Below are 22,580 nucleotides of genomic sequence, written 5' to 3'. Positions count from 1 at the left end.
AATGGTAAACCAACCCATTTTACCATGAGAAAAGGATGTGCCTTGCTTCTTGGCTTGCTTTTCACCCAATTGTTTTTTGCCCAATCACTTGCCGATACCCTTCGGGTAGGATTCACTCCGGCCGCACCCTTTATCATCAATGAAGACGGTTTGTTGGAAGGAATCAATGTGTGGCTTTGGCAACAAGTGGCCGAAGACCTCGAAATCGAATACGAGTTGGTCGAAATGAACTTTGCCGACATGCTCGATTCGCTGCGAAACGGCTCGATTGATGTCAGCATCAACCCCTTGACGATTACCGGAAACCGTAGCAAGCAAATGGAGTTCACCCATTCCTTCTTCGCTTCCCATTCGAGCATTGCCGTGACCAAGCAGTCCTCCATTCAAAAGATCCGCCAGTTTTTCGAAGCGTTTTTGCACATGAACTTCTTACGCGGATTTTTGCTTTTGTTCATCCTTCTCCTGTTCTTCGGCTTGCTCGCCTGGCTGAGTGAACGACATTATAATGAGGATTTCAGGAAAGATCATAAGGGAATTTGGGATGGACTCTGGTGGTCGGTCGTTACCTTGACTACGGTCGGATACGGCGATAAGGCCCCGAAAACGCGCTTTGGAAAGATCGCCGCATTGGGACTCATGTTCAGCGGATTGATCTTTGTCTCCGGTCTCACCGCAAGTATCGCTTCGAGCTTAACGGTCAACCAATTGGCCAATAGCAATGAAAGTTTCAATGCCTTCAAGGATCGGAAGGTCGGCACGGTCAACGGATCCGAAGCCAACGATTTTTTAAAAGCCCATTTCTTTAAGGACATCCAAACCTATTCCGGTGTTCGCCCTGGATTGATGGAGTTGAAAGCGGAAAACATCGAGGCGTTTATTTACGACGAACCCATTTTGCAATACCGCATCAAAAAAGACTCCAGCCTTAACAAATTGGAAGTGCTGCCGCTTAAATTCGATGTGCAATTTTATGCCTTTGGTATCAAAAAAGACGCTATCGAACTCGAACAAGCCATCTCACAACGTATTTTGGAGATCACCGAGACCCAAGAATGGGAAATCGTTTTGGCCGAATTCGGCCTATCGGAAATTTAATGCCAGACCACATGGCATAACACCAAGGAAAGCAACAATCCGAACCCGAACCACTTCACTTTTCGGTCACCGAAAACGACGTATTCATGTACGGGCTTCAAGCCATACCTCCATAGGTTGGGTAGGGCTACCAAGGCAAAAGCCAACACGATAATGATCAAGGCACGTACCAAATAGTTCATATCCGGATACAACCAGCGTGTCACCAAATTGATGGGTAAGGTGGCCAAGAACCCCAAAAGGGCCCATTTTTTTCGTGGAAGGATCAAAAAGGCGGCAATACAGATGATGACCACGAAGCCAGTGTTGAAAATGTAACGAAGATCATTCAACGCATGGGTGAAAGCCGATTCGGAATTCGAAATTTTGTAGGATATCAAGAAAATCGCGGTTGCGATACCGGTAAAAAGCCCCGTCAAGATGGTCTTTCGACCTACGGCGACTACTTCTTGATCCGTGGCGGTTTTGTTCAGGATGCCTTTATAGATGTCAATGGAGTAGAGGGTCGCCAGTGAATTGAAAACGGAGTCAATGGTACTCATCAATGAAGCGAAAATGGCACATAGCATGATTCCCCTTAATCCGGTAGGGAGGAAGTTATTGACGATATAGGAAAAGGCACGATCAGGTTCTTCGGCCAAGGCTTCCGGGCCCAAAATTCCAGCCAAAGCGATACCGGGAATGATAACGATCAAGGCCATGAGGTACTTCATGATGCCGCCTACCATGAGGCCCGACTGGGCATGCTTGAGACTTTTGGCTGCCAAACTCCGTTGCACCACCACTTGATTGGCACACCAATAATTGATATTCAAAAAGAAAAGCCCTAGCATACCGATCCAAGGCAATTGGGGGTGATCGGCGGGCAAATGCAAATGCATCAATTCAGGGGTCTTTTCGTAGAGCTGGTCGAAACCCCCTAGCTTTTTGATGGAGACCCAAAGCATCATGATACCCCCCAAGGTCAAGATCCCAAATTGAAGGATATCGGTCTTCACCACTGCTGCTAGACCTCCGAAATACGTATAAATCGCTGAAAATACCCCTAAGAAAACGATTAGGACCACCAAACGGGTCAATCGGTCTTCACTAATGAACAACAATTGGTCTTGAAAAACAAGATCGGCAACGTAGGCCCCCCACATCAAAGCGATACCGATTCCTAAAAAGGCGAACATGATGATATTGGCAATGGAATACACCCGGGATACGGTTTCACCCAATCGGTTTTTGATGAATTGCGAGATCGTCACCACTCTATCCTTCAGGTACAAGGGCACGAAAATAAAGGCGGCCATCCAAAGGCCTTGGATCGCATTGATTTCGAAATTCGCCTGGGCAAGACCAAACAGATAGGCAGAACCCATCATGCCCAAGAATTGATACCCATGCACGTTGGTGGCAATGGTCGAAAAGGCAATGGAATACCATTTAAGATTCCGCGAACCTAAAAAGTAATCATCGATTGTGGCATTCTTATCCTGTTTGCCCCGAAGTGCGATGACCATAACGGCTACGAAATACATCCCGACGATCGCGATATCCATGGTTATTGGCGTTTTGCGGCCCCTAGCGGGGTCATGGGTTCGTTCTTAGGTCGCCTGCCATAGACTTCAGGCAGCGACACGGTTTTCAGTTTCGGAAGTACGAGTTCCGCGAAAAGCCTGCATTCTTCCAAATGCGGGTATCCCGAAAAAATAAAACTTCGGATACCCAGGTCCATATACCGTTGGATCTTGGCTACGATTTGATCTGGGTTGCCAACCAATGCGGCACCGCAGCCCGATCGCGCCCTTCCGATCCCTGTCCATAAATGATCTTCGACGAAGCCGTCCAAATCGGCATTGTCGCGAAGGGCCGTTTGACGGGCAACCCCTAGTGATTTGGCATCCAGGGCCCTTTCCCTGATCTCGGAACCCTGTTCGGCATCGATTTTCGACATGATTTTCTTGGCATGCGCCCGGGCCTCTTGCTCGGTTTCCCTGACGATCATGTGTATCCGCAGGCCGAAATCGACCGTGCGTCCATGTTCGGCTGCCTTATCGGCCATGGTTTGCATCAGTTCGGATAAGCGCTTTTCGGTTTCGGGCCACATGAGGTATACATCACAGTACTCGGCACAGAGGGCCACTCCGGGTGGGGAATATCCCCCAAAATAGAGTAGGGGTCCCCCGTTTTGCTGATAGGGTTTGACCGGATCGGTTTTAAGACCTTCGATCTGGTAAAATTCCCCTTGAAAACTAATCTCATCTTGGGTCCAAGCTTGTTTTAGGATTTGGATGACCTCTCGAGAGCGTTGATACCGTTTTTCCGAATCAAGGTTTTCACCCGGAAGGTTAGACGAAATGATATTCACCGTCAGGCGCCCTTGGAGCATGTGGTCCATCGTGGCCAAGGCACGGGCCAACATCGGTGGATGCATTTCACCGCAACGAATGGCCGCCAACAGATTGATGTTCCGTGTCAAGGGGGCCATACCCGAAACAAAACTCATGGTGTCTTGACCAACCTGATACGACGAAGGACAAAGTACATTGCGATACCCCAATTCATCGGCAGTTTTGACGATTTCGGAGGTGTTGGCCCAAGAGCTTTTTAAATGGTCATCGAATTGGCCCATGTATTCGAAATCGCCATTACATAAGGGGGCGAACCAAGAAATTTCGGCCCCATCGAGCTGGGGCGAACTGATCGGAATCTTACTCATTATAGCCTTTTACTTGACCCATATCAAGATCTAATGGGCCCAATTCATGGGTTTTGGGTAAAAATGCTCCTGATTCAGTAATCAACCACGAGTCCCAACTCGCTTCGACACCACCGATGGGTATGATCTTGACCCACATTTTATATGCCCTTGGAAAACCGTTGTCGTTCAACAGCCACAGGTAACTGTCGCCAGGGGTAGACCCCCCTGATGTATAAGTGACCAGTAAAGCGTCTTCTCCCGATTCAAGGGTGACCGATTTACGGACGACCCCTGCATCGAATACCTTGTATGGGGCGACCAACCAAAAGGAATCGTTGTTGAAATTTTTCAAGGCCTTTTCGATCAGGTCCTCTTTTGCAGGACCCTCAATAGGTTTCCCGGTTTCTTTTACTGTTGACTTTTCTGGGTTTTTCAGGTTCAAAACCACTTCTTTGTCATCAAACCATACGATGCAACTCCCTGATTTTTTGTCCCATTGGTAATTGTTTGCCCCATTGCGATACGACCATTCCAAGAAACGGGTGTCCGCATAGGCTTTTTGGTTAAGGGCCTGTAACATTTTTTGTGCTAAGGCATCCGCTTGCTGACCGGTCTTTCCTTCGGGCAGGGGTTCGCTAGCTATCCACCCGTATAGCACCAGCCCGAGTATCAGAAGGCCGATTAAGAGTACCGTGCGTTTCAGGAATTTTTTCATGGCAAAAGGCGTTTTTGAAGTTGGCTTGCAAAGGTTTGGGCGGCAGCATGATGATGCCGAAACCAAAGCTCGGGTTCGAAGATTTCCAATTCGGCCAAGGCGATACGGTGTTGGTTGTCTTTGAAGATGTCTACCCGCGCGTACAAGGGTAAATCGGGCGAAGCCATGACCGTGCGCTTGGCGAAAGTAATTTCCGCCTCCGAAGGTTGGTACAATTCGACCGTACCGCCATAATCGTTCTGAACCCGAAAATCACCTGATTTCGCTTTTTTCAATATCGCGTGGGTAAAGGTGTCGCCCATGAACATCAATGAAACTTCGCCTTCACTCACGATGTGGTGCTGGAATTCTTGGAGCATCATCGCTTCTTTGGCGATCAACCGTCTGAAAACGGGATCGTATTCCAACCAATCGGTTTCATTGAATTTATAGGTGTGCCATGCACCACCTGCCACGCAAGGTTTCAACACGAAATCCGTTCCCTCGAAACCAAGGGTTTTTCGCGCTTCTTTGATGGCCTCTTGTAAGTTCAGTGTGCTTCCGGCTTCTATGAACAATGTTCTCGGAATATGGATGTCCCTTTGCTTAAGATCGAGTAGGTAGTGCTTGTCGATATTCCAATCGATCAACGCTTTGGAGTTAATGAATTGGGTAAGTTCGGCAGTCTTTACAAACCAAATTTGAAACTCCGCGTATCGATCAAAATAATCCCAAACCGCACGAAATATAGCGTATCGGGTGGATGACCAATCGAATTGGGGATCATCCCATGATACCCGTGTCACCCTAAAGCCCAGGGTTTCCAATTCCTTTTGAACCAAGGCGTCTTCCAAGATCACCTCGTCGGTATAGCTGTCACCGGGTTGGGCATGTAGAAAACGTGGATCGGTCAGAAGAACAAAATCGTAGTCCAAAATGGTGTCGTTTAATAGCCAACGGCCGTATCATCACCACGTTTATCGGCCCCTCCTTCATATCGGCCATCGGGTAGCACGCGTATGGCGTCTACTTTTCCGATAACCGGTGTACGCCCTTCCAATAATTGGTATCCTTTGCCTTGTAATCCGGATTTTAACTCCGCCGGAAAGCCATCCTCCTCGAACATGATGATATCGGGGAGCCATTGGTGGTGAAAACGTGGGGCGTTGACCGCTTCTTGCATGCTCATGTCAAACTCGTACACGTTCAAAATCGTTTGGGCCACGGCCGTAATGATGGTCGAACCCCCTGGGGTGCCGACTACCATCCACAGCTTGCCATCTTTTTCGACTATGGTCGGGGTCATGCTGCTGAGCATCCGTTTTTCGGGCGCGATGCTGTTCGCTTCGGCACCGATCAGTCCGAACATGTTAGGCACGCCTGGCTTGGCACTGAAATCATCCATTTCGTTGTTGAAGAAAAAGCCCAATTCATCGGAAAACAGTTTGGAACCATAACCACCGTTCAAGGTGGTCGTGGCCGATATGGCATTGCCATTGGCGTCAACGATGGAGTAATGGGTGGTTTCCGTACTTTCAATGATCTCGATCGCGCCGTGGGATACTTCGGAAGACGGCGTCGCTTTTTCCCAGGAGAACCCGGTCATACGTTCTTGTAAATACGAGTCGTCCAACAAGCGAGCGGTCGGAATGTCGACGAAATCAGGATCTCCTAAAAAGAAATTGCGATCGGCATACGCCCTGCGAGCGGCTTCGGTAAACAGCTGGATGGCCTGGATGGAGTTGTGTTCGAATTGCCCGATATCATGGGGTTCCATCATTTTGAACATCTGGTTCATGGTCATTCCGCCACTGCTGGGCGGACTCATGGAAACGACCTTGAGGTCTTTGTATTCGAAGCTAATGGGATCCCGCCACTTCGCTTCATAACGGGCGAGGTCTTCTTTGGTGATGAATCCGCCACTGCGAGTGATGAAAGCGACTAGACTGTCGGCAACCGCACCGGTATAAAAGCCGTCGCGGCCTTGCTCCATGATTCGGGTCATGGTTTTGGCCAAAGCCGGATATTTTATGGTATCCCCTGTTTTGAAAGATTGGGCGAATTTGGTACTGTCTCCGTTCACCGCGACAATGCGTTCGCGAAAGGCGTCGAGTCGTTTGGCCTGTTTTTCAGTAACGACCACCCCTCGGTTCGCCAAGGCGATCACGGGCTCGAAAATCGCTTCCAAAGACAGACTGCCGAACTTGCGGTGAACTTCGATGACCCCGGCCACGGTGCCCGGTACCCCGACCGCGGTGGCGCCTACCGTACTCATGTTCGGAACCACATTGCCCAACGAATCCAGATACATGTCTTTATGGGCTGATAAAGGTGCTTTTTCGCGGTAGTCGATCGCTCCCGTCGAACCATCGGCCATGCGGTAGACCATGAATCCACCACCCCCTAGGTTACCGGCATACGGATAAGCTACCGCCAAGGCCATTTCGGTGGCCACCATGGCGTCAAAGACATTGCCTCCTTTTTTCATGATCTCGACCCCGATTTTCGAGGCTTCTTCCCGGGCCGATACCACCATGGCTTCATCGGCGACTAGCCCCGTGGGTTCGGCATCAGGAGTGGTACAATGGACGAATGCCAGTAAGGGGAGGAGTAAGATCAGTCTTCGCATAGTTCTTTGAATTTATGTTCGGAAAAGGTAATCAATTCTTTAAAAAAGGCGGTGAACTCCCCTTCGAAAGCCTCATAATGGGTTTCAAGGTCAACAATGGCATGGTTCATTTTGGAACGGTTCTGGGTACGACGGTTCATCCCGTTCAACACCCTGGAGATACCATCGAGGTTGGCATAGTTGTACAGCCAGTTATCGGCGACCATATAAGGAAGCATCCGTTGGGTGCCCAAGGGTAGCATGTTGAAGTTCCGTTCCAAGAGGTCGTAAAAGTCATCGACGAAGACCGCCAAGGTCGTTTCGGAATAGGTGGCCCAGTTCTTGGCAAGGAAATGGTCATAAAAAATATCGACGATTACCCGGCTGTAGTGACTGTAGTTTTGGTGCAGGCGTTTGCTGCTCTGTTTCGCTATGGGGTGGGCATCGGTAAAGGTGTCGATTTCGCGGTGCAAGCGGATGCCTTTTTGGATTTTATCAGGGAAGTGGCCGAATTTGTTGCCACGGATGTGGTCAGCGAAAAAGTTGCCCAGGCTGATGTCGTCGTCACCAAAAGAAAGGTAGATATGGGCCAAAAAGTTCACGGTCTGAATTTACGAATTCGAAACAGGAACTCGGTCCGATACCGCTATATTTGCAAAAAATTTTTGAATAGATGACACTGATCAAATCCATTTCCGGAATACGGGGCACCATAGGGGGCGCTACCGATGAGAACTTGACCCCCATCGATGCGGTGAAGTTCGCTGCAGCCTATGGCACCTGGCTCAAAGGATATTCGGGAAAAGAGAGCTTGCGGGTCGTCATCGGCCGTGATGCACGACTTTCCGGCGAAATGATTCAGAGCCTCGTGGTATCGACTTTGGTGGGTCTGGGCATCGATGTGTTGGATTTGGGCCTCTCGACCACGCCTACGGTCGAGATAGCCGTTCCTATGGAAGGGGCCGACGGGGGGATTATCTTAACGGCGAGCCACAACCCTAAACAATGGAACGCCTTGAAACTATTGAATGAGAAAGGGGAATTCATCGATGCCGACCAAGGGGCCGCTTTGTTGCAATTGGCCGAAGACGAAGCTTTTGATTTCGCTGGGGTCGACGATTTGGGTACGGTGACCCAAGACGACTCCTACATCGATAAGCATATCGCCGCGGTTTTGGATTTGCCCTTGGTCGATGCTGAAACCATCAAGGCGGGCGGATTCAAGGTGGTGGTCGATGGCGTTAATTCCTCAGGAGGAATTGCCATTCCGAGCTTATTACATGCCTTGGGGGTCGAAGTGGTCGAATTATATTGTGAACCTACCGGTCATTTTCCACACAATCCAGAACCCTTGAAGGAGCACTTGGGTGCTATTTGTGAACTCGTGGTCGAGCAAAAGGCGGATTTCGGAATCGTGGTCGATCCCGATGTCGATCGCTTGGCCTTTATCAGCGATGATGGGGAGATGTTCGGTGAAGAGTACACCTTGGTGGCCTGTGCTGATTATGTTTTATCGAAAACCAAAGGGAATACCGTCTCCAACCTCTCTTCTTCAAGAGCATTACGCGATATTACTGATAAGCATGGGGGCCAGTATGAGGCCGCTGCGGTCGGCGAGGTCAATGTGGTCCAAAAAATGAAGGCCAATGCCGCCATTATCGGTGGGGAAGGCAATGGGGGCATCATATACCCTGAAAGCCACTATGGTCGCGACGCCTTGGTCGGCACGGCATTGTTCCTGATGTTGATGGCCGAACGTGGAGGTACAGTGGCTGAATTAAGGGCCAGCTACCCCGCTTATTTTATGAGTAAAAAGAAAATCGCCCTAACACCCGAATTGGATGTAGACGCCTTGCTTGAGGCCATGCATTCCCGCTATGCCGATGGGGAAGTCAGCACCATAGATGGGGTGAAGATCGACTTTCCGGAGAATTGGGTCCACTTGCGCAAGTCGAATACAGAACCGATCATCCGTATTTATACCGAAGCCAAAACACAGAAAGCGGCCGATGCCTTGGCCGATCGTTTTATCGGGGAGATCAAAACAGTTGCCGGACTTTAGTTACGCGCCAAACGGTAGACTTGTAATTGGGCCTCAAAGATCTCACGGGTCAAGTCGACCCGTTTGTCAACATCGTGGAAGAGTTTCCAACCCATTTCCGTTTTTCGAATTCCGACGGTAAAAAAACCGTAACCCCTGACGAGTGGTTGGGGCTCCTCCGCATTTTTCGAACTGAATTCGTAATACCCCGTTTGATAGACCAAGTCCTTGGTTTCATTTATGGCTGTAGACACCAAGGCGAAGGCGATGCCCAACCCGCCCTCATTGGCCTTAGTGGACTCTAAAAATCCACCGAATCGCTCGAGGTAGGGGATGCCGGTGCGCACTGTATTATTATCAAGGGTTACCCTGAAAATGTCTTCGGTGTGGATGGATTTCAACTTCGCGGCATCCAAGTCGGCGTAAGCTTCCATAAAGGGAATCCAAACGTCCGATTCGATTTCGGCAAGGAGTGATGGTTCGATTTCCCGTTGCTGGGCCATGCAGAAAGAAAGGGTTAATGAGCTTAGGATAATGGTGAGACGTTTCATAGCATGATATATCAAGGATACATACTTTTTGACTATGGCGTTATAGTGCTAAAATTGGACCAACAGCCACCCTAAAAATACAAAGAAGGAAGCAAGAATCCATACATTTCATTGCTACATAGAGTCAGTTAAACCATCTTTTGTGACAATTCAAGTTCTTCTTTAGCCGTTTAATATAATAATAGGAAAATTCCTACGTTTTCAAATCAAGTGCTAAACCGCCATTTCAACCGAAAATTACGCCAATGGCTACCTTACAGGATATCCCATTGTCTGTCAGACAACTTCCATTCCCAATGTTGGTGCTGGATAAAGATTTGATAATCAAAAACTTTTCCGTGCCGATGCTCGATATGTTGGAAGTTGAAGACAACAGTATTTTACAACAAGCTGCCGAAGACCTTTTAGGGGAATGGCCAACATCTTTTTCTGATTTCAAGGTATCGGAAGGATTCCTGAACCGTTCCAACGATGACTATTTGATGCATGTCACCCGGAAAAGCGAACTGAAATGGTTCAAATTGTCCTTGTATCCTTGTGAAAAGAGCGAATGCTACTTCCTTTATTTCGATGAGGTCACTAAAAACAAAGTGGCGTTGGATATCGCCCAAAAGGCCGAAAAGGTGGCCAAGATCGGAAGTTGGGAAGTCGATTTGATCAATAATAAGTTGTTCTGGTCCGATCAGACCAAAGCGATCCATGAAGTGCCGATGGATTTCGTTCCTGATCTGGAGAAAGGCATCAACTTTTATAAAAAAGGGTTTCATAGGGAGCGTATTACCGAATTGGTTTCCCATGCAATTGAGACCGGTGATGCCTGGGATGAGGAATTGATAATCGTCACCGCGAATGGCAATGAGAAATGGGTTCGGGCCATCGGTCATGGCGAATTCGTCAATGGGAAGTGCTCGCGCCTTTTCGGGGTGTTCCAAGACATTCACCATTCCAAACTCGAAATGGAGCGCTACGATGCCTTGAACGATCGAATGCGCATCGCCGTAGAAAGTGCCAATATCGGGATCTGGGATTTCAACATTACGGAAAACACCCTGATTTGGGATGAAAACATGTACAAGCTCTATGGGGTGGAGAAAAGTAAATTCAGTGGCGACTACGATGCCTGGGAAAGCACCGTGCATCCCGAGGATCGTGAGCGCTGTGAAGAAGAAGTGCGTTTGGCCATTATAGGCGAGCGCGATTTCAATACCGAATTCCGCATCATCCAATCCGATGGGGCGGTCAAGCACATTACCGGCATGGCCAAGGTGTTCCGCGATGAAAAAGGGAATGCCACGCGAATGGTGGGGGCCAATACCGATATTACCCGTCTTAAAAATTCGCAGCAACGACTGCACAAGCTGCTTGAAATCACGGAAAAACAGAACAAAAGCCTATTGAATTTCGCACACATCGTATCACACAATCTGCGATCGAATTCGAGCAACCTCCTCATGCTATCCGGAATGTTGTTGGATGGTGTTGATGCACAAAAGGAGCGGAAATTCACCGAAATGATCAAAGTGGCGGCCGAACGCTTGAACGAAACGGTCATGCAGCTCAACGAGGTAATCAGCATCCGCAACAATAAGGAACGCGAATTTGAAGATATCAAAGTGCATCGAGAACTTGAAAAAGTGGTGCAAAGTGTGAATGCCTTGGTGGAAAATGCCAAGGCGGAAATCGAGGTCGCCGTTCCGAAAACCGTTCAGATCCATGGCATCCGCCCGTATTTCAACAGCATCATCTTGAATCTCTTGACCAACAGCATCAAGTACCGCCAGCCCAGTAGGCCGTTGCGAATTAAAATCGGTATCAAAGAGAACAAACACCAAGTCGCCGTGCTTTTCGAAGACAATGGCAAGGGCATCGATCTCAAACGGTTCGGCCATAAACTCTTTGGGATGTACAAAACCTTTCACGGAAATTCGGATGCCACCGGCTTTGGGCTATTCATAGTAAAAAATCAGATGGAGGCGATGGACGGGACCATCGATGTAACCAGTCAGGTAGATCAAGGGACCACCTTTAAATTAATTTTCAACAAGAACTAAACATGGGGTCAGAAGGGGCTATTTCTTTATATATCATAGACGATGATTTCATTTTCAGAACCGCTGCGGCCGTCTTCGTCGAGCAAGAGGGATTTTCAAACTCTGTCGAAGAATTCGAGAACGGTTTGGAAGGTTTCGAGCGATTGCATGCCTTATGTGAAGCGGGGGAACAACTCCCTGACGCGATCTTTTTGGATATCAATATGCCTGTCATGAACGGCTGGGAATTCCTGGAAGAATTAAAGACCATCGATCCTAGGGTCAGGGCGGAATGTGCCATATTCATCTTGACCTCTTCGATCGACCATGGTGATTATATGCTTTCTACTGAATATGACTTTATCAATGGGTACATTACCAAACCCTTGACTAAGGAGGACTTGAACAAAATTAAGTCCGAATTGAACTCCTAAGTCCAGGTTGTTATTCAGGAAAATGGAGCTCCAGTGTAGCTCCCGGCTGCAGGGCGACCCATTGACCCCATAACACGCTAAACTCCCTTTGGATTTCAGAACATTGCCTGTGGTCCAAGCCTGTGGGCAGTTCCAAAGCATTGGAATCTAAAATGGGTACTAGCGTGGCCAACAAATCGAAGTCCCCTTGGGTGTCTAAGGAGGAAATGGTCAAAAGGTTGACCAGATGTTCGGTCACCAGGGCTTCTTGGGATAGGTTCTTGGGCCAAAGTGCCTTCGGTCGCTTTTCTTTGGGCAATTCAAAGTCTTGGATCTCAAACCCCTCCGATAACAGGCCATAGAACGCCTTTTGAAAACCCATTACCTTCTCTACGGCGAAATGCGCCAGATCGTGACCCTCGGTACCGGGGTGAAGGGGCGTCCAAGTCATACTGCCATCAACCCTGATGCAGCTTAGGGTACTCGGTTTGGCTGTAAATTTTCTGAATAGGATGCGCATGGCAACGTAAAAGTATCCCAAACTATTCAGTCGTCCAATCCCGGATAGCATCTTTGATCAAGGGTTCACGGTCCCACACAATGAAGTGCCGCTCGTTCTCCAGGGTAATGGTCTTCAATTCGGCCACGTTGGTAAATGCAGCTTCCATAAAGGCCACATTGCGATACGGTACCAGTTTGTCGTTGGTTCCATGGATGATCAACACCCGTTGCCGCAACCCTCCTAAAAGTGGTTTCATCGTTTTCAAATCCTCTTTCAACATCCAAAGCTCATCGTTGGAGGGTTTGAGGGATCCGGGTACCAAATACTTTAAGGGTACCCAGGTCAACGGTTTGCGCCATTTTTCGGGTTTCTCCGCATCGGGATCAAGAGCACCGGCCAAGATGACCAGGTTTTGGATCAATTCCGGGGCCTCTAGGGCCATTTTCACGACCAAAGGGCCACCATACGAATGCCCGATCAGGGTGTAGGGCTGGCCGTTGTCCAATTGTTTCAATAAGGTATTCAAAAGTTCGGCCTGTGGGCCCAAGGCCACGCTGGAACGAAAATCGCTGTATCCGAATCCCGGTCGGTCCGGAGCGATGATCCGGTACGAACGCATCAGGGTAGTGTCACTTAAATAGGCCTTGTACGCATCCCAGCTGCCGGGTGATCCGTGTACGAAGACCAGGGTAGGGGCATTGGGGTTGCCGGTTTGGATATAATGGATGTCCCTATCGTTTATGGTTTCGGTGCGGTCCACATACCCAAGGTTTTTACTATCGAAATAGGCTTTGGTTTTCTTTTTGGAGGTGCGCATGGTCATACAAGAGTTGACAAAAAGCAGGTACCCTAGGAGTAAGAACCCAATGAGATACCGTTTTTTAAGGAATCGTTTCAAGGCTGTCGGATTAAGGATTTAAGTGCTTGGTCGGAACTTTATCGCGATGCTTCCATCGTTTATGGGTCCAAAAATAATATTCAGGGGCTTCACGGATCGAATGTTCGACTTCCCGTAAAAATGCTTCCGTAATTCCAAAATTCGGGATATCCTTTGGGGAGTCGGCCAACACTTTGAAGGTACCTTCGTAATAGCCCCGTTTCAGCTTGGTGACCTTTAAGTAAACGGCCGGAAGGTCCAAGGTCTTGCAAAGGCCTTCCGCTCCAGTGTGTACCGGAACGGTAATCCCCATAAAGTCGCACCAGTGCACCGCTTTTTTTAACATAGGCGATTGATCGCTCAAGATGCCGTACATGCTTAATTGCCCATCCTGTCGGTTTTTCTTGACGGTATCTTTGGTGACTTTCGTGGTAATCAGGGTCGTACCGAATTTGCTTCGGATATCGCGGATCAGTTGATCGAAATACTTGTTTTTAATGGGTTGATAGATACCGTACCCTTTGGAAGCGATATGGGCGTCAAGCGATATGGCCCATTCCCAACTGGCGTAATGCGGAAACATCAGCATGATGCTCTTTCCTTGCGCTTCAAGTTGATGCAAGACTTCCACGTTTTCGAAAACAAAGCGTTTATGTAACGCGGCATTGGAAAGTCCCATGGTTTTGATCATTTCCATGAACATATCGATCATATGGGCATAGAAGCGCTTTTGTATGCGATCGATCTCTGTTTTGGGTTTGTCAGGGAACACCAATTCCAGATTCGAACGCACCACTTTTTTGCGGTAACCAAAGCAGTAATAGACCAAGAGGTACATACCGTCCGATAATCCATAAAGTAGTCTGAAAGGTAGCCTTGAAATGAGCCACAATAGCGGATAGGCCACAAGAAATACAAGCAATTGCATCCGAAAAAACGTATGGACAAATATAGCTATATTTGATGCCAAACCCCCTTGGTTATGTACAATATGCATGCGGTTACGATTGCGATCATGGCGGCCAATGTTTTGGTTTCCTTACGGGGTTTCAGCGATTCGTCATTCTTTGAACGGTATAAGTTCAGTATCGGCGGCATCCAGGCCGGGCAGCGTGAAAGGCTGTTGACCTCCGGCTTCCTCCATGTTGATTTCGCCCATTTGTTTTTCAACATGTTCACGCTGTATTTTTTCGCTGATGTGGTGATCAGCTGGTTGGGCAGCACCAATTTCGTCATCTTGTATTTCATCAGTTTGGTTGCGGGCAGCTTATTGGCGCTGTTTTTTCATAAAGAAGAGCCGTTTTATAGTGCGGTGGGGGCCAGTGGTGCGGTCACCGGGGTATTGTATGCCGCGATCCTATTACAACCCGATATGAGATTGGCCCTCATGTTCATTCCGATACCCTTACCGGCCTATGTATTGGGTATTGGGTATTTGCTTTATTCTATTTATGGCATGAAAAGCCGCCTGGGCAATATCGGTCATACGGCCCATTTCGGTGGGGCCATTGGGGGCTATGTCACCACCTTGCTGTTCCGACCAAGTCTTTTGGCGACCGATACCCTGATGGTCTTCCTATTGGCGGTGCCTATCGTGATTTTGTTCGTCCTTGAAAAAACGGGCAAACTATCTTAATTAGTAAGATATAACTTACAATTCCCCTGATTTTCTAACGTTTTCGTGCACTTCATCGAAAAAATAGGGTCTTACGTACCATCCGTTGGGGCTTCCCGTTTGTTTTTTACACCAATCACCCCCATTATGAGAAGAGTATTACTTCTAAGCCTACTTTTTACCTTTTTATTTCAAGCTTGTTCCGATACCACGACCGTCTTTGAAGACCAGGATGATAACCTGTCTTTGGAGACCAACGAAACGGTATTGACCTCGAGCATCAGCTATGCCGAAAGCGGTGTACTTGATATTTATGACGAGCAGGAAGACGGTGGACAACAGTCCCGTTTTTTGGACGAACAAGCTGGCGACTATCCATTGACTTTGGTCGCCAGAGTATCGCCACCTTCTTTTAGTGGCGCGAACAACCTGACGGCCACCCATGTCGATTTGGTCGGCGACTATGCGTATGTATCTTACAATACGGTCAATGAGCAATACGCCGGGGCCATCGATATCATCTACGTAGGCGATCCCAACAGTCCACGGGTAACTTCACGTTTGTATTTTACGAATGCCGACTTGAGTTCCATCATGTATGAGAGCAACTATGTGTATGCCGTAGGAGGCGTTGATTCGGAACAATCGGTGATCGCAACGGGCAATTCCTTTATCATCAAGCTACGCGTCGATAACGGCCGCTTCAGTCTGAATGCCGGTTATTCGCTTGGGTTCCAACAAGGATTCGTGGCCAATGATGTGAAGGCGACCACCTCCGGAATTTTGGTCACCAGCGGTAAAGATGGATATATCACCGAATACGATCGGAATGAATTGGAAATCATTCAAGAGGCTCCATTTACCGATTTACGTTCCGTTGCTGTTCATAATGGTCAAATCGCGGTGCTGGATGCCAGTTTAGGTGTCCGTTTATTGGATGGATCCCTGATGGAGACCAGTCAAATTCCGATCAGTGCCGATTTTAGGATTGCGGATAAACGAACCCTGGCCATTTCCGATGATAAGGTCGTAGTGGCCGAAGGAAGTAACGGGGCCGGAATCTATGATTTGAGCTCGGGCACCTTGTTGGAGAACGTACCGATCGTCATCAACCCTGAAGATACGGCCGAATCCGACATCGTTACCAACGCCACCGCCTTGAACGAAGGGGCGCTATTGATGGCCAATGGTGGGGCCGGACTTTGTATCTCTGAGGAAAATGGCAGTTTTGATGTGGTCGGGATCATTGAACTCAACGGTTCGATCAACTATGTTGCTTCAAAGGGAGATTATATTTTCGCCGCCTCGGGACGCGAAGGATTACAGATTATCAAAATGAACAAACCCTCGAACAGTTTGGAAGCGGCCTGTTCCGATGCCCCTGAATACAGCGGCAGTTCCAAATTATTCGTAGGAACGGGAGAGACCCAAGAATACAGCGGTTCGAAACGATTCAATTCCATTCAAGTACAGGGGGAATTGTTGTTGTGCGGAACATGGACGGTCCGAAACGGTATCGATGTCGAAGAGGACGCGGTGTTCGAAATGCGCGGCACCCTGATCAATGGGCGTAACAACCGAAGAAGGGATGTGACCGTTGCAGAAAACGGAACCATGCGCATTGACGGAAACCTCACCGTGTATGGGGATTTGATTTTGGAAGACAATGCCACGCTATCCTTCTTAGGCGATAACGCGACTGTCAATATTTTTGGGGATGTGATTATCGCCCCAACGGCCAATGTAACCGGAACCTTCGATGATATTCAGGATAAGTTTTAACGAAGCCTTAAAACAAAAGAACCAAAGCCTCCGTAAGGGGGCTTTTTTAGTTCAACAACTCGGCGACCTTCTGTTCTAAGGCAGGGCCACGCAGGTTCTTGGCGACGATGACGCCGTTTTCGTCCAATAAAAAAGCGGCCGGGATCGCATTGATGCCGTATTTCTCGGCAATCGGCCCTTGAAAGTACTGGAGGTGGCTGACATGGTTCCACGCCAAACCGTCCACTTCGATGGCTTGCAGCCAATCTTCGGCTTTTCGATCTAAGGAAACCCCGATAACGTTGAACCCTTTGTCTTTGTACTTTTCATAGACCGAAACGATGTTCGGGTTTTCCATACGACAGGGTTTGCACCAAGCGGCCCAAAAATCGATCAAGGTCAGCTTTCCCTTTACTTGGTTCAGGGCCAACTCCTTCCCATCCGGGGTGGGTCCGGAAAAATCAGGGGCTGGAGATCCAATGGCCGTAGCTTTTTCCTTTTCCAATAATTGTTTGACCCGTTTTCCAGGGCGGGTCGCTTTGATCTCATCGGTCAAGGCTTCGTACAATTCGGTGGCCTCTGCCACGGGGATGGTCTTTTGGGCGACCCCCTGATCCAGCAACAAGGCCGAAATCAAGGCTTCAGGGTGCTCTTTGATATAGCTGTTGTTGTAATTCTTGGCTTCTTCTTGGATTTCGAAGTATTCTTCCCGCAGGGATCCCAGGGCGATCGTGTCACGATCCAATTGCGCCTTGTTGAGGTCTTGTCTGAGGGATTGTACCATTTCGCCATAGCGGCGGATTTCTTTCAGATAGCCCATGAACAGTTTGTTCTGGGGAGTTCCTTTTACCTCGGAGTAGGGGAGGCTGTCTTTTTGGGCCGAAATGGTTATCGTGCCGTTTTCGGTGATAAAGGGCACATTGCCGCGTAGTCCGTCGACGAAGAGGTAATGTAATCTCGGAAGGTCGCTGACCCCTTCAAAAGAGAAGGTGCCGCCAACTAGGGTGGTCGTATCGATATCGATGACCCGATTCATCGAATCGGTGGCCTTTAAGAACACCTGGGTGCTGTCTTCCACTTCCCCACTGATGGTCCCATTGACTACGAACCCTTCCTTTTCGGAGGTACATGCCGTTATTGCGATGGCCAATAGTCCGGCTATGGCCCAATACTTTTTCATATCCTTGATTTTCCCCAAAGGTATGGATTCTAGATGGGGGCAAAAAAAAAGTGCTTCGTTCGGAAGCACTTTTTAGTTTGTCAGTTCTCATATCAAAATTGATAGCGGATACCCAAGGCGATGTCAAACAGAAAGTCGTTATCGAATTCATCGAAACCGATGATCCCGATTTCGGGCCGAAAGTCCAAGGATAACAAAAGCGGAATGTCGAAATCGTACTCGATACCGAGATTCCCAGCGGCGAAAAGAAAGAAACCGTCATCGCGGTTGCGGTCGGGTACCGGTTCGAAGTCCGAACTTCCGAGACCTCCACCGACACCGTAGTACCAGTTGAAATTGCCATCGAGTTGGTGAACCCATTGGTAGACCCCTGCCAATTTGAAGGCATCGAACTCACGGCTGTCGCGCCATCCCAAGTTGATTTCCGCCCGGTTGTAGCGGCCGATGGATTTTTGATACGAAATCTCGGCACCGAATCCGTCGCTATCACCCAAACGCAGCCCTAAACTATGGTCGGCGATACTTTGTGCACTAAGGCTCGCTGTTGCAAAAACGAATAGTACGGTAAATAATGTGGTAATCTTCATAAGTTGCTCTTTAAGTTCAAAATTAAGAATAGCTTTGTAACGCTATTGCGATATAAACTTCGTTTGTCATCCAAAAATTGTTCCAAATTGGATAAAAATGTTTTAGAAAAGCTATCCCAGGCCTTGGAAGGTGAACTACAGACCGATGCACTTAGCAAGGCCCTTTATGCTACCGACGCCTCGGTGTATCGCAAGATTCCCGCCGCGGTTTGCTTCCCTAAACATGCCGAAGATCTTAAAAAATTGGTGCATTTCGCCAATGAAAATAAAGTAGGTTTGATTCCCCGTACGGCAGGTACCTCCTTGGCCGGTCAATGTGTCGGTGAGGGCATCGTGGTGGATACCTCTAGGTATTTTACTAAAATCGGACCGATAAACGAGAAAACCAAGCAGATCGTCGTCGAACCTGGGGTGGTGCGTGATGAGCTCAATCGGTATTTAAAACCATTCGGTCTTTTTTTCGGACCCAACACCTCGACTTCGAACCGTTGTATGATCGGGGGAATGGTCGGTAACAACTCCTCGGGCACCACTTCAATCCAATACGGGGTAACCCGCGACAAGGTCGTGGCCATGCGCACCGTACTTGCCGACGGCAGCGAAGTGGTTTTCGAAGAAGTAACCCCAGAACGATTCGCGAAAAAGCTGACCCAGAACGATTTTGAAGGGCGATTGTACCAAACGATCCAAAAAGAACTGTCGGATGCCCAGATCCAAGAATCGATTCGGACGGAATTCCCCAAACCTGAGATCCATAGAAGAAATACGGGCTACGCCATTGATGGCATGCTCGAAAGCGCTGTTTTTACAGAAAAAGGTGCCCCTTTCAATTTTTCACACCTTTTGAGTGGCAGTGAAGGCACCTTGGCCTTCACCACGGAGATCACACTACAACTCGACGACTTGCCGCCTGAACATGCTGCCATGGTGGCCACCCATTACCACAGTCTTGAGGATTGTTTGTCCGATGTGGCCGTGACCATGCAACACAACCTCTTCATGTGTGAGATGATGGACAAAGTGATCCTCGATTGCACCAAGAACAACCGACAACAAATGGAAAATCGGTTTTTCGTCAAGGGGGATCCCGCTGGTGTGCTGATGTTGGAGGTCCGGGCGACCAGCGCCAAAGAATTGGACACCCAAATCACCGCTTTATTGAAAACCATCGCGACGTCGGGCTTGAGTTACCATCATCCGGTATTGTATGGCGATGACATCCAAAAGGCGATCGCCTTACGAAAGGCGGGCCTAGGCCTTTTGGGCAATATGGTCGGAGACCGGAAAGCGGTAGCCTGCATCGAAGATACGGCCGTAGCTTTGGGAGACCTGAAGGATTTTATCGGCGAATTCACGAAAATCATGTCCGATTTCGGTCAAGAGGCCGTGTATTATGCCCATGCCGGGGCGGGTGAACTCCATCTTCGCCCCATATTGAACCTAAAACGTACCGAAGACGTGCTCCTTTTTCGAAAGATCACCACCGAAGTGGCGAAACTTACTAAAAGGTACCGGGGCAGTTTCAGCGGGGAGCACGGGGACGGCATCGTGCGGGCCGAGTTTATACCCCTGATGATCGGGGATGCGAATTACGCCCTGCTCAAACGAATTAAAACGGCATTCGATCCCAATGGTATTTTCAACCCGGGCAAGATCGTTGATGCCTATCCGATGGATGCCTCCTTGCGTTATGAAGTGGATCGCGAAGAACCCCAGATCGAGACCTTACTCGATTTTTCGGATAGCGAAGGGATCTTAAAGGCCGTCGAAAAATGCAATGGTAGTGGCGATTGCCGTAAATCGGCGGATATGGGCGGGGCCATGTGTCCCAGTTACCATGCCACGAAAAGCGAACAGCATACCACCCGGGGTCGGGCGAATACGCTTCGGGAGTTTTTGACCGGTTCCGAAAAAACGAACCGATTCGACCATGACGAACTGAAGTCGGTCTTCGATCTGTGTCTTAGTTGTAAGGCTTGCGCCAGCGAATGTCCGAGCAATGTCGACGTAGCGACACTAAAAGCAGAGTTCCAACACCAATACCAAGAAGCCAATGGCTATTCATGGCGGAGCAAGTTGTTCGCCCACAATACCAAAATCAACCGCTTGGCCGTTCGCAGTCCGAAACTGGTGAATCGCATCTACCGTTCCGGAGTGGGCAGTTTGCTGAAACGCATGAGTGGGGTAGCGGCAGCACGCAGTTTTCCTGAGTTGCACCGTTTTGATTTTGATGCCTATTTGGAACAACAAAGGGGTAAGGGCGGTCCCACGAAATCTAAAGTCGCCTTGTATATCGATGAGTTTACCCGCTATATGGATGTAACGGTCGGCAAGGATGCCATCGATCTTTTGATCGGTCTGGGGTATGAGGTCCGCCTTTTTTATGCAGAAAGCGGACGCACCTATTTATCCAAAGGTTTTTTGAAACAAGCCAAGGCTTTAGCCAAGCGGAATGTTGAAAAGGCCCGACCGATTTTGGATGAAAAGATACCGATAGTGGGGCTGGAACCATCGGCCGTACTCTCGTTCCGTGACGAATATCCGCGTTTGCTCGAAGCTTCCGAAACTGTCGAAGCCTTGGCCGCTTCTTCTTTTTTGATCGAAGAATTCCTAGCAGCCGAGATAGCGGAAGGGCGCGTCACTGCGAATCGATTTACCGAAAAGCCGCGAACAGTCAAGATCCATGGGCACTGCCATCAAAAGGCCTTATCGAACCAAAAAGTCACCTTTGACTTGTTGAACCTACCCAAGAATTACAAGGTAAGCATCATTGCTTCCGGCTGTTGCGGTATGGCAGGTTCGTTCGGTTATGAAGCAGAGCACTATGACATCAGCATGCAGGTCGGCGCACTTAAACTCTTTCCATCCATCAAAAAATCAGATCCTAGCGTTTTGATTTCGGCCAATGGCACCAGCTGCAGGCATCAAATACAGGACGGCACCGGTCGAACGGCCTTACACCCCGTCAGCATCTTGCGTGAGGCCCTGCTGGTCTAAGTCCAGGGGTTCGCCAAGGGGGAGTTTCTCCTCAGGCTTCATTGAAATCGCAGGTTCTTTATCGGTAATGGAGGCGATCAGTTCGTTCATATCCATTTCCTTAAGATCTTCATCGACGAAAAAGGGAGACAGTTTATCGTGGTTGTAGTGGTACACCCGCCAACGTTTGAAGGAGTATTCGAGGGCGGTGAGGTTTTCTACCCAATCCCCTGAATTTAGGTACAGGCAATTTCCGTGTCGGTTTTCATACCGCTCTTTTTTGGGCTGGTGTATGTGTCCGCAAACCACATAGTCATATCCATTTTCAATAGCCAAATCGGCAGCGGTACGTTCAAAATCATTAATGTACTTCACGGCGCGTTTGACCCCTTTTTTGATGCGTTTGGAGAGGGAGTACTTTTCACGCCCCAATCGGGCCAAGATCCAATTTACTATACTGTTGATCATGATCAAAAGATTATACCCATAGCCCCCGAGTTTGGCCAGCCATTTGGCATTTTGGATCGACAGGTCGAAGACATCGCCATGGAAGATCCAGGCTTTCTTTCCATCCAATTCCAAGACCAATTTGTTGCTGATGTTGAAATTCCCCATCAGGGTCGGCGCGAATTTGCGCAACATTTCATCATGGTTTCCGGTGATGTAGTGCACTTCGGTGCCTTTGGAGGCCATACCGATCACTTTTTTTAACACTTTCAAGTGGGATGGGGGAAAATAACGCTTGCTGAACTGCCACATATCGATGATGTCACCATTAAGGAGCAACTTTTTAGGTTGGATGCTGTTGAGGTACGCCAACAATTCATCGGCGTGGCACCCATAGGTTCCAAGGTGGACATCGGAGATTACGGCTACTTCGATCTTGCGTCGTTTCACTAGAATAGGATTTTGGCTACAAAGTAACTTCGCTTCAATGAATTGAAAATCAAATTGAAATCAA

20 protein-coding genes are annotated in these 22,580 nt (G+C 48.6%); 7 read left to right on the top strand and 13 right to left on the bottom strand.

Going from position 1 to position 22,580, the window contains the following annotated elements; translation table 11 throughout:
- Positions 1-24: 24 nt before the first annotated feature.
- Positions 25-1,095 carry a transporter substrate-binding domain-containing protein gene (locus ABV409_RS09115; protein WP_353877274.1) on the top strand — a complete coding sequence of 357 codons (1,071 nt, stop codon included), beginning with the start codon at positions 25-27 and terminating at the stop codon, positions 1,093-1,095.
- On the opposite strand, the gene ABV409_RS09110 is transcribed toward ABV409_RS09115, so the two are convergent.
- From ABV409_RS09110 to ABV409_RS09085, 6 genes are read right to left on the bottom strand one after another with little or no spacing between them, the layout of a single operon-like run.
- Positions 1,092-2,642, bottom strand: a complete 1,551-nt coding sequence (locus ABV409_RS09110) for an SLC5 family protein (protein WP_353877273.1) — start codon at positions 2,640-2,642, stop codon at positions 1,092-1,094. The genes ABV409_RS09115 and ABV409_RS09110 overlap by 4 nt on opposite strands.
- Before the next feature lie 2 nt (positions 2,643-2,644).
- Positions 2,645-3,802, bottom strand: coding sequence for an LLM class flavin-dependent oxidoreductase (locus tag ABV409_RS09105; RefSeq protein WP_353877272.1), 1,158 nt, complete (start codon positions 3,800-3,802; stop codon positions 2,645-2,647).
- A complete protein-coding gene (locus ABV409_RS09100; protein WP_353877271.1) occupies positions 3,795-4,499 on the bottom strand; it encodes a hypothetical protein in 705 nt (234 codons plus the stop codon). Before ABV409_RS09100 ends, ABV409_RS09105 begins: the two co-directional genes overlap by 8 nt.
- A complete protein-coding gene (locus ABV409_RS09095) occupies positions 4,496-5,413 on the bottom strand; it encodes an ATP-grasp domain-containing protein (protein ID WP_353877270.1) in 918 nt (305 codons plus the stop codon). Before ABV409_RS09095 ends, ABV409_RS09100 begins: the two co-directional genes overlap by 4 nt.
- An 11-nt stretch (positions 5,414-5,424) precedes the next feature.
- Positions 5,425-7,107: a gamma-glutamyltransferase gene (ggt, locus tag ABV409_RS09090; protein WP_353877269.1), complete on the bottom strand. Its 1,683-nt coding sequence runs from the start codon at positions 7,105-7,107 to the stop codon at positions 5,425-5,427.
- Entirely contained in the window at positions 7,095-7,688 is a 594-nt protein-coding gene (locus tag ABV409_RS09085; protein ID WP_353877268.1) for an acyl carrier protein phosphodiesterase, read from the bottom strand. The genes ggt and ABV409_RS09085 overlap by 13 nt, the downstream gene beginning before the upstream one ends.
- Positions 7,689-7,759: 71 nt before the next feature.
- Between ABV409_RS09085 and glmM the strand changes: the two genes are divergently transcribed.
- On the top strand, positions 7,760-9,148 hold the full coding sequence (gene glmM, locus ABV409_RS09080; RefSeq protein ID WP_353877267.1) for a phosphoglucosamine mutase: 1,389 nt from the start codon (positions 7,760-7,762) through the stop codon (positions 9,146-9,148).
- Here the strand turns inward: glmM and ABV409_RS09075 are convergent.
- The gene (locus ABV409_RS09075; RefSeq protein ID WP_353877266.1) at positions 9,145-9,678 is read right to left on the bottom strand and encodes a Cif family virulence factor; all 534 of its coding nucleotides are present in this window, start codon (positions 9,676-9,678) and stop codon (positions 9,145-9,147) included. The two genes, glmM and ABV409_RS09075, sit on opposite strands and share 4 nt — an antisense overlap.
- A gap of 245 nt (positions 9,679-9,923) precedes the next feature.
- Here ABV409_RS09075 and ABV409_RS09070 point away from each other — a divergent pair, with 245 nt between their 5' ends.
- Together ABV409_RS09070 and ABV409_RS09065 are read left to right on the top strand one after the other, a co-directional pair.
- Positions 9,924-11,729: a sensor histidine kinase gene (locus ABV409_RS09070; RefSeq protein ID WP_353877265.1), complete on the top strand. Its 1,806-nt coding sequence runs from the start codon at positions 9,924-9,926 to the stop codon at positions 11,727-11,729.
- 2 nt (positions 11,730-11,731) lie between these two features.
- A complete protein-coding gene (locus ABV409_RS09065) occupies positions 11,732-12,142 on the top strand; it encodes a response regulator (RefSeq protein ID WP_353877264.1) in 411 nt (136 codons plus the stop codon).
- A gap of 10 nt (positions 12,143-12,152) precedes the next feature.
- On the opposite strand, the gene ABV409_RS09060 is transcribed toward ABV409_RS09065, so the two are convergent.
- From ABV409_RS09060 to ABV409_RS09050, 3 genes are read right to left on the bottom strand one after another with little or no spacing between them, the layout of a single operon-like run.
- Positions 12,153-12,692, bottom strand: a complete 540-nt coding sequence (locus ABV409_RS09060; RefSeq protein WP_353877263.1) for a hypothetical protein — start codon at positions 12,690-12,692, stop codon at positions 12,153-12,155.
- The gene (locus ABV409_RS09055; RefSeq protein ID WP_353877262.1) at positions 12,664-13,521 is read right to left on the bottom strand and encodes an alpha/beta fold hydrolase; all 858 of its coding nucleotides are present in this window, start codon (positions 13,519-13,521) and stop codon (positions 12,664-12,666) included. The genes ABV409_RS09060 and ABV409_RS09055 overlap by 29 nt, the downstream gene beginning before the upstream one ends.
- A gap of 10 nt (positions 13,522-13,531) precedes the next feature.
- The gene (locus tag ABV409_RS09050) at positions 13,532-14,428 is read right to left on the bottom strand and encodes a lysophospholipid acyltransferase family protein (protein ID WP_353877261.1); all 897 of its coding nucleotides are present in this window, start codon (positions 14,426-14,428) and stop codon (positions 13,532-13,534) included.
- A gap of 54 nt (positions 14,429-14,482) precedes the next feature.
- Here ABV409_RS09050 and ABV409_RS09045 point away from each other — a divergent pair, with 54 nt between their 5' ends.
- Positions 14,483-15,136, top strand: a complete 654-nt coding sequence (locus ABV409_RS09045) for a rhomboid family intramembrane serine protease (RefSeq protein WP_353877260.1) — start codon at positions 14,483-14,485, stop codon at positions 15,134-15,136.
- Positions 15,137-15,262: 126 nt separating this feature from the next.
- On the top strand, positions 15,263-16,897 hold the full coding sequence (locus ABV409_RS09040; RefSeq protein ID WP_353877259.1) for an LVIVD repeat-containing protein: 1,635 nt from the start codon (positions 15,263-15,265) through the stop codon (positions 16,895-16,897).
- Between the two features lie 46 nt (positions 16,898-16,943).
- On the opposite strand, the gene ABV409_RS09035 is transcribed toward ABV409_RS09040, so the two are convergent.
- Entirely contained in the window at positions 16,944-18,056 is a 1,113-nt protein-coding gene (locus ABV409_RS09035) for a redoxin domain-containing protein (RefSeq protein ID WP_353877258.1), read from the bottom strand.
- Positions 18,057-18,148: 92 nt separating this feature from the next.
- Entirely contained in the window at positions 18,149-18,643 is a 495-nt protein-coding gene (locus tag ABV409_RS09030; RefSeq protein WP_353877257.1) for a hypothetical protein, read from the bottom strand.
- Positions 18,644-18,730: 87 nt separating this feature from the next.
- Here ABV409_RS09030 and ABV409_RS09025 point away from each other — a divergent pair, with 87 nt between their 5' ends.
- Entirely contained in the window at positions 18,731-21,640 is a 2,910-nt protein-coding gene (locus ABV409_RS09025) for an FAD-binding and (Fe-S)-binding domain-containing protein (RefSeq protein WP_353877256.1), read from the top strand.
- On the opposite strand, the gene ABV409_RS09020 is transcribed toward ABV409_RS09025, so the two are convergent.
- Positions 21,599-22,516, bottom strand: coding sequence for a UDP-2,3-diacylglucosamine diphosphatase (locus tag ABV409_RS09020; RefSeq protein WP_353877255.1), 918 nt, complete (start codon positions 22,514-22,516; stop codon positions 21,599-21,601). The genes ABV409_RS09025 and ABV409_RS09020 overlap by 42 nt on opposite strands.
- Between the last annotated feature and the right edge of the window lie 64 nt (positions 22,517-22,580).

The sequence above is a fragment of the Flagellimonas algarum genome (assembly GCF_040513375.1).
In the GTDB taxonomy this organism is placed as follows: domain Bacteria; phylum Bacteroidota; class Bacteroidia; order Flavobacteriales; family Flavobacteriaceae; genus Flagellimonas_B; species Flagellimonas_B algarum.
Note: the sequence above shows the minus strand (reverse complement) of the source record. Positions and strands in the feature narration are given on the sequence as shown.

Coding starts and splice junctions, on each gene's coding strand:
- ABV409_RS09115 (WP_353877274.1), top strand. CDS start 25: ATGAGAAAAGGATGTGCCTTGCTTCTTGGCTTGCTTTTCACCCAATTG.
- ABV409_RS09110 (WP_353877273.1), bottom strand. CDS start 2,642: ATGGATATCGCGATCGTCGGGATGTATTTCGTAGCCGTTATGGTCATC.
- ABV409_RS09105 (WP_353877272.1), bottom strand. CDS start 3,802: ATGAGTAAGATTCCGATCAGTTCGCCCCAGCTCGATGGGGCCGAAATT.
- ABV409_RS09100 (WP_353877271.1), bottom strand. CDS start 4,499: ATGAAAAAATTCCTGAAACGCACGGTACTCTTAATCGGCCTTCTGATA.
- ggt (WP_353877269.1), bottom strand. CDS start 7,107: ATGCGAAGACTGATCTTACTCCTCCCCTTACTGGCATTCGTCCATTGT.
- glmM (WP_353877267.1), top strand. CDS start 7,760: ATGACACTGATCAAATCCATTTCCGGAATACGGGGCACCATAGGGGGC.
- ABV409_RS09075 (WP_353877266.1), bottom strand. CDS start 9,678: ATGAAACGTCTCACCATTATCCTAAGCTCATTAACCCTTTCTTTCTGC.
- ABV409_RS09070 (WP_353877265.1), top strand. CDS start 9,924: ATGGCTACCTTACAGGATATCCCATTGTCTGTCAGACAACTTCCATTC.
- ABV409_RS09065 (WP_353877264.1), top strand. CDS start 11,732: ATGGGGTCAGAAGGGGCTATTTCTTTATATATCATAGACGATGATTTC.
- ABV409_RS09060 (WP_353877263.1), bottom strand. CDS start 12,692: ATGCTATCCGGGATTGGACGACTGAATAGTTTGGGATACTTTTACGTT.
- ABV409_RS09050 (WP_353877261.1), bottom strand. CDS start 14,428: ATGCAATTGCTTGTATTTCTTGTGGCCTATCCGCTATTGTGGCTCATT.
- ABV409_RS09045 (WP_353877260.1), top strand. CDS start 14,483: ATGTACAATATGCATGCGGTTACGATTGCGATCATGGCGGCCAATGTT.
- ABV409_RS09040 (WP_353877259.1), top strand. CDS start 15,263: ATGAGAAGAGTATTACTTCTAAGCCTACTTTTTACCTTTTTATTTCAA.
- ABV409_RS09035 (WP_353877258.1), bottom strand. CDS start 18,056: ATGAAAAAGTATTGGGCCATAGCCGGACTATTGGCCATCGCAATAACG.
- ABV409_RS09030 (WP_353877257.1), bottom strand. CDS start 18,643: ATGAAGATTACCACATTATTTACCGTACTATTCGTTTTTGCAACAGCG.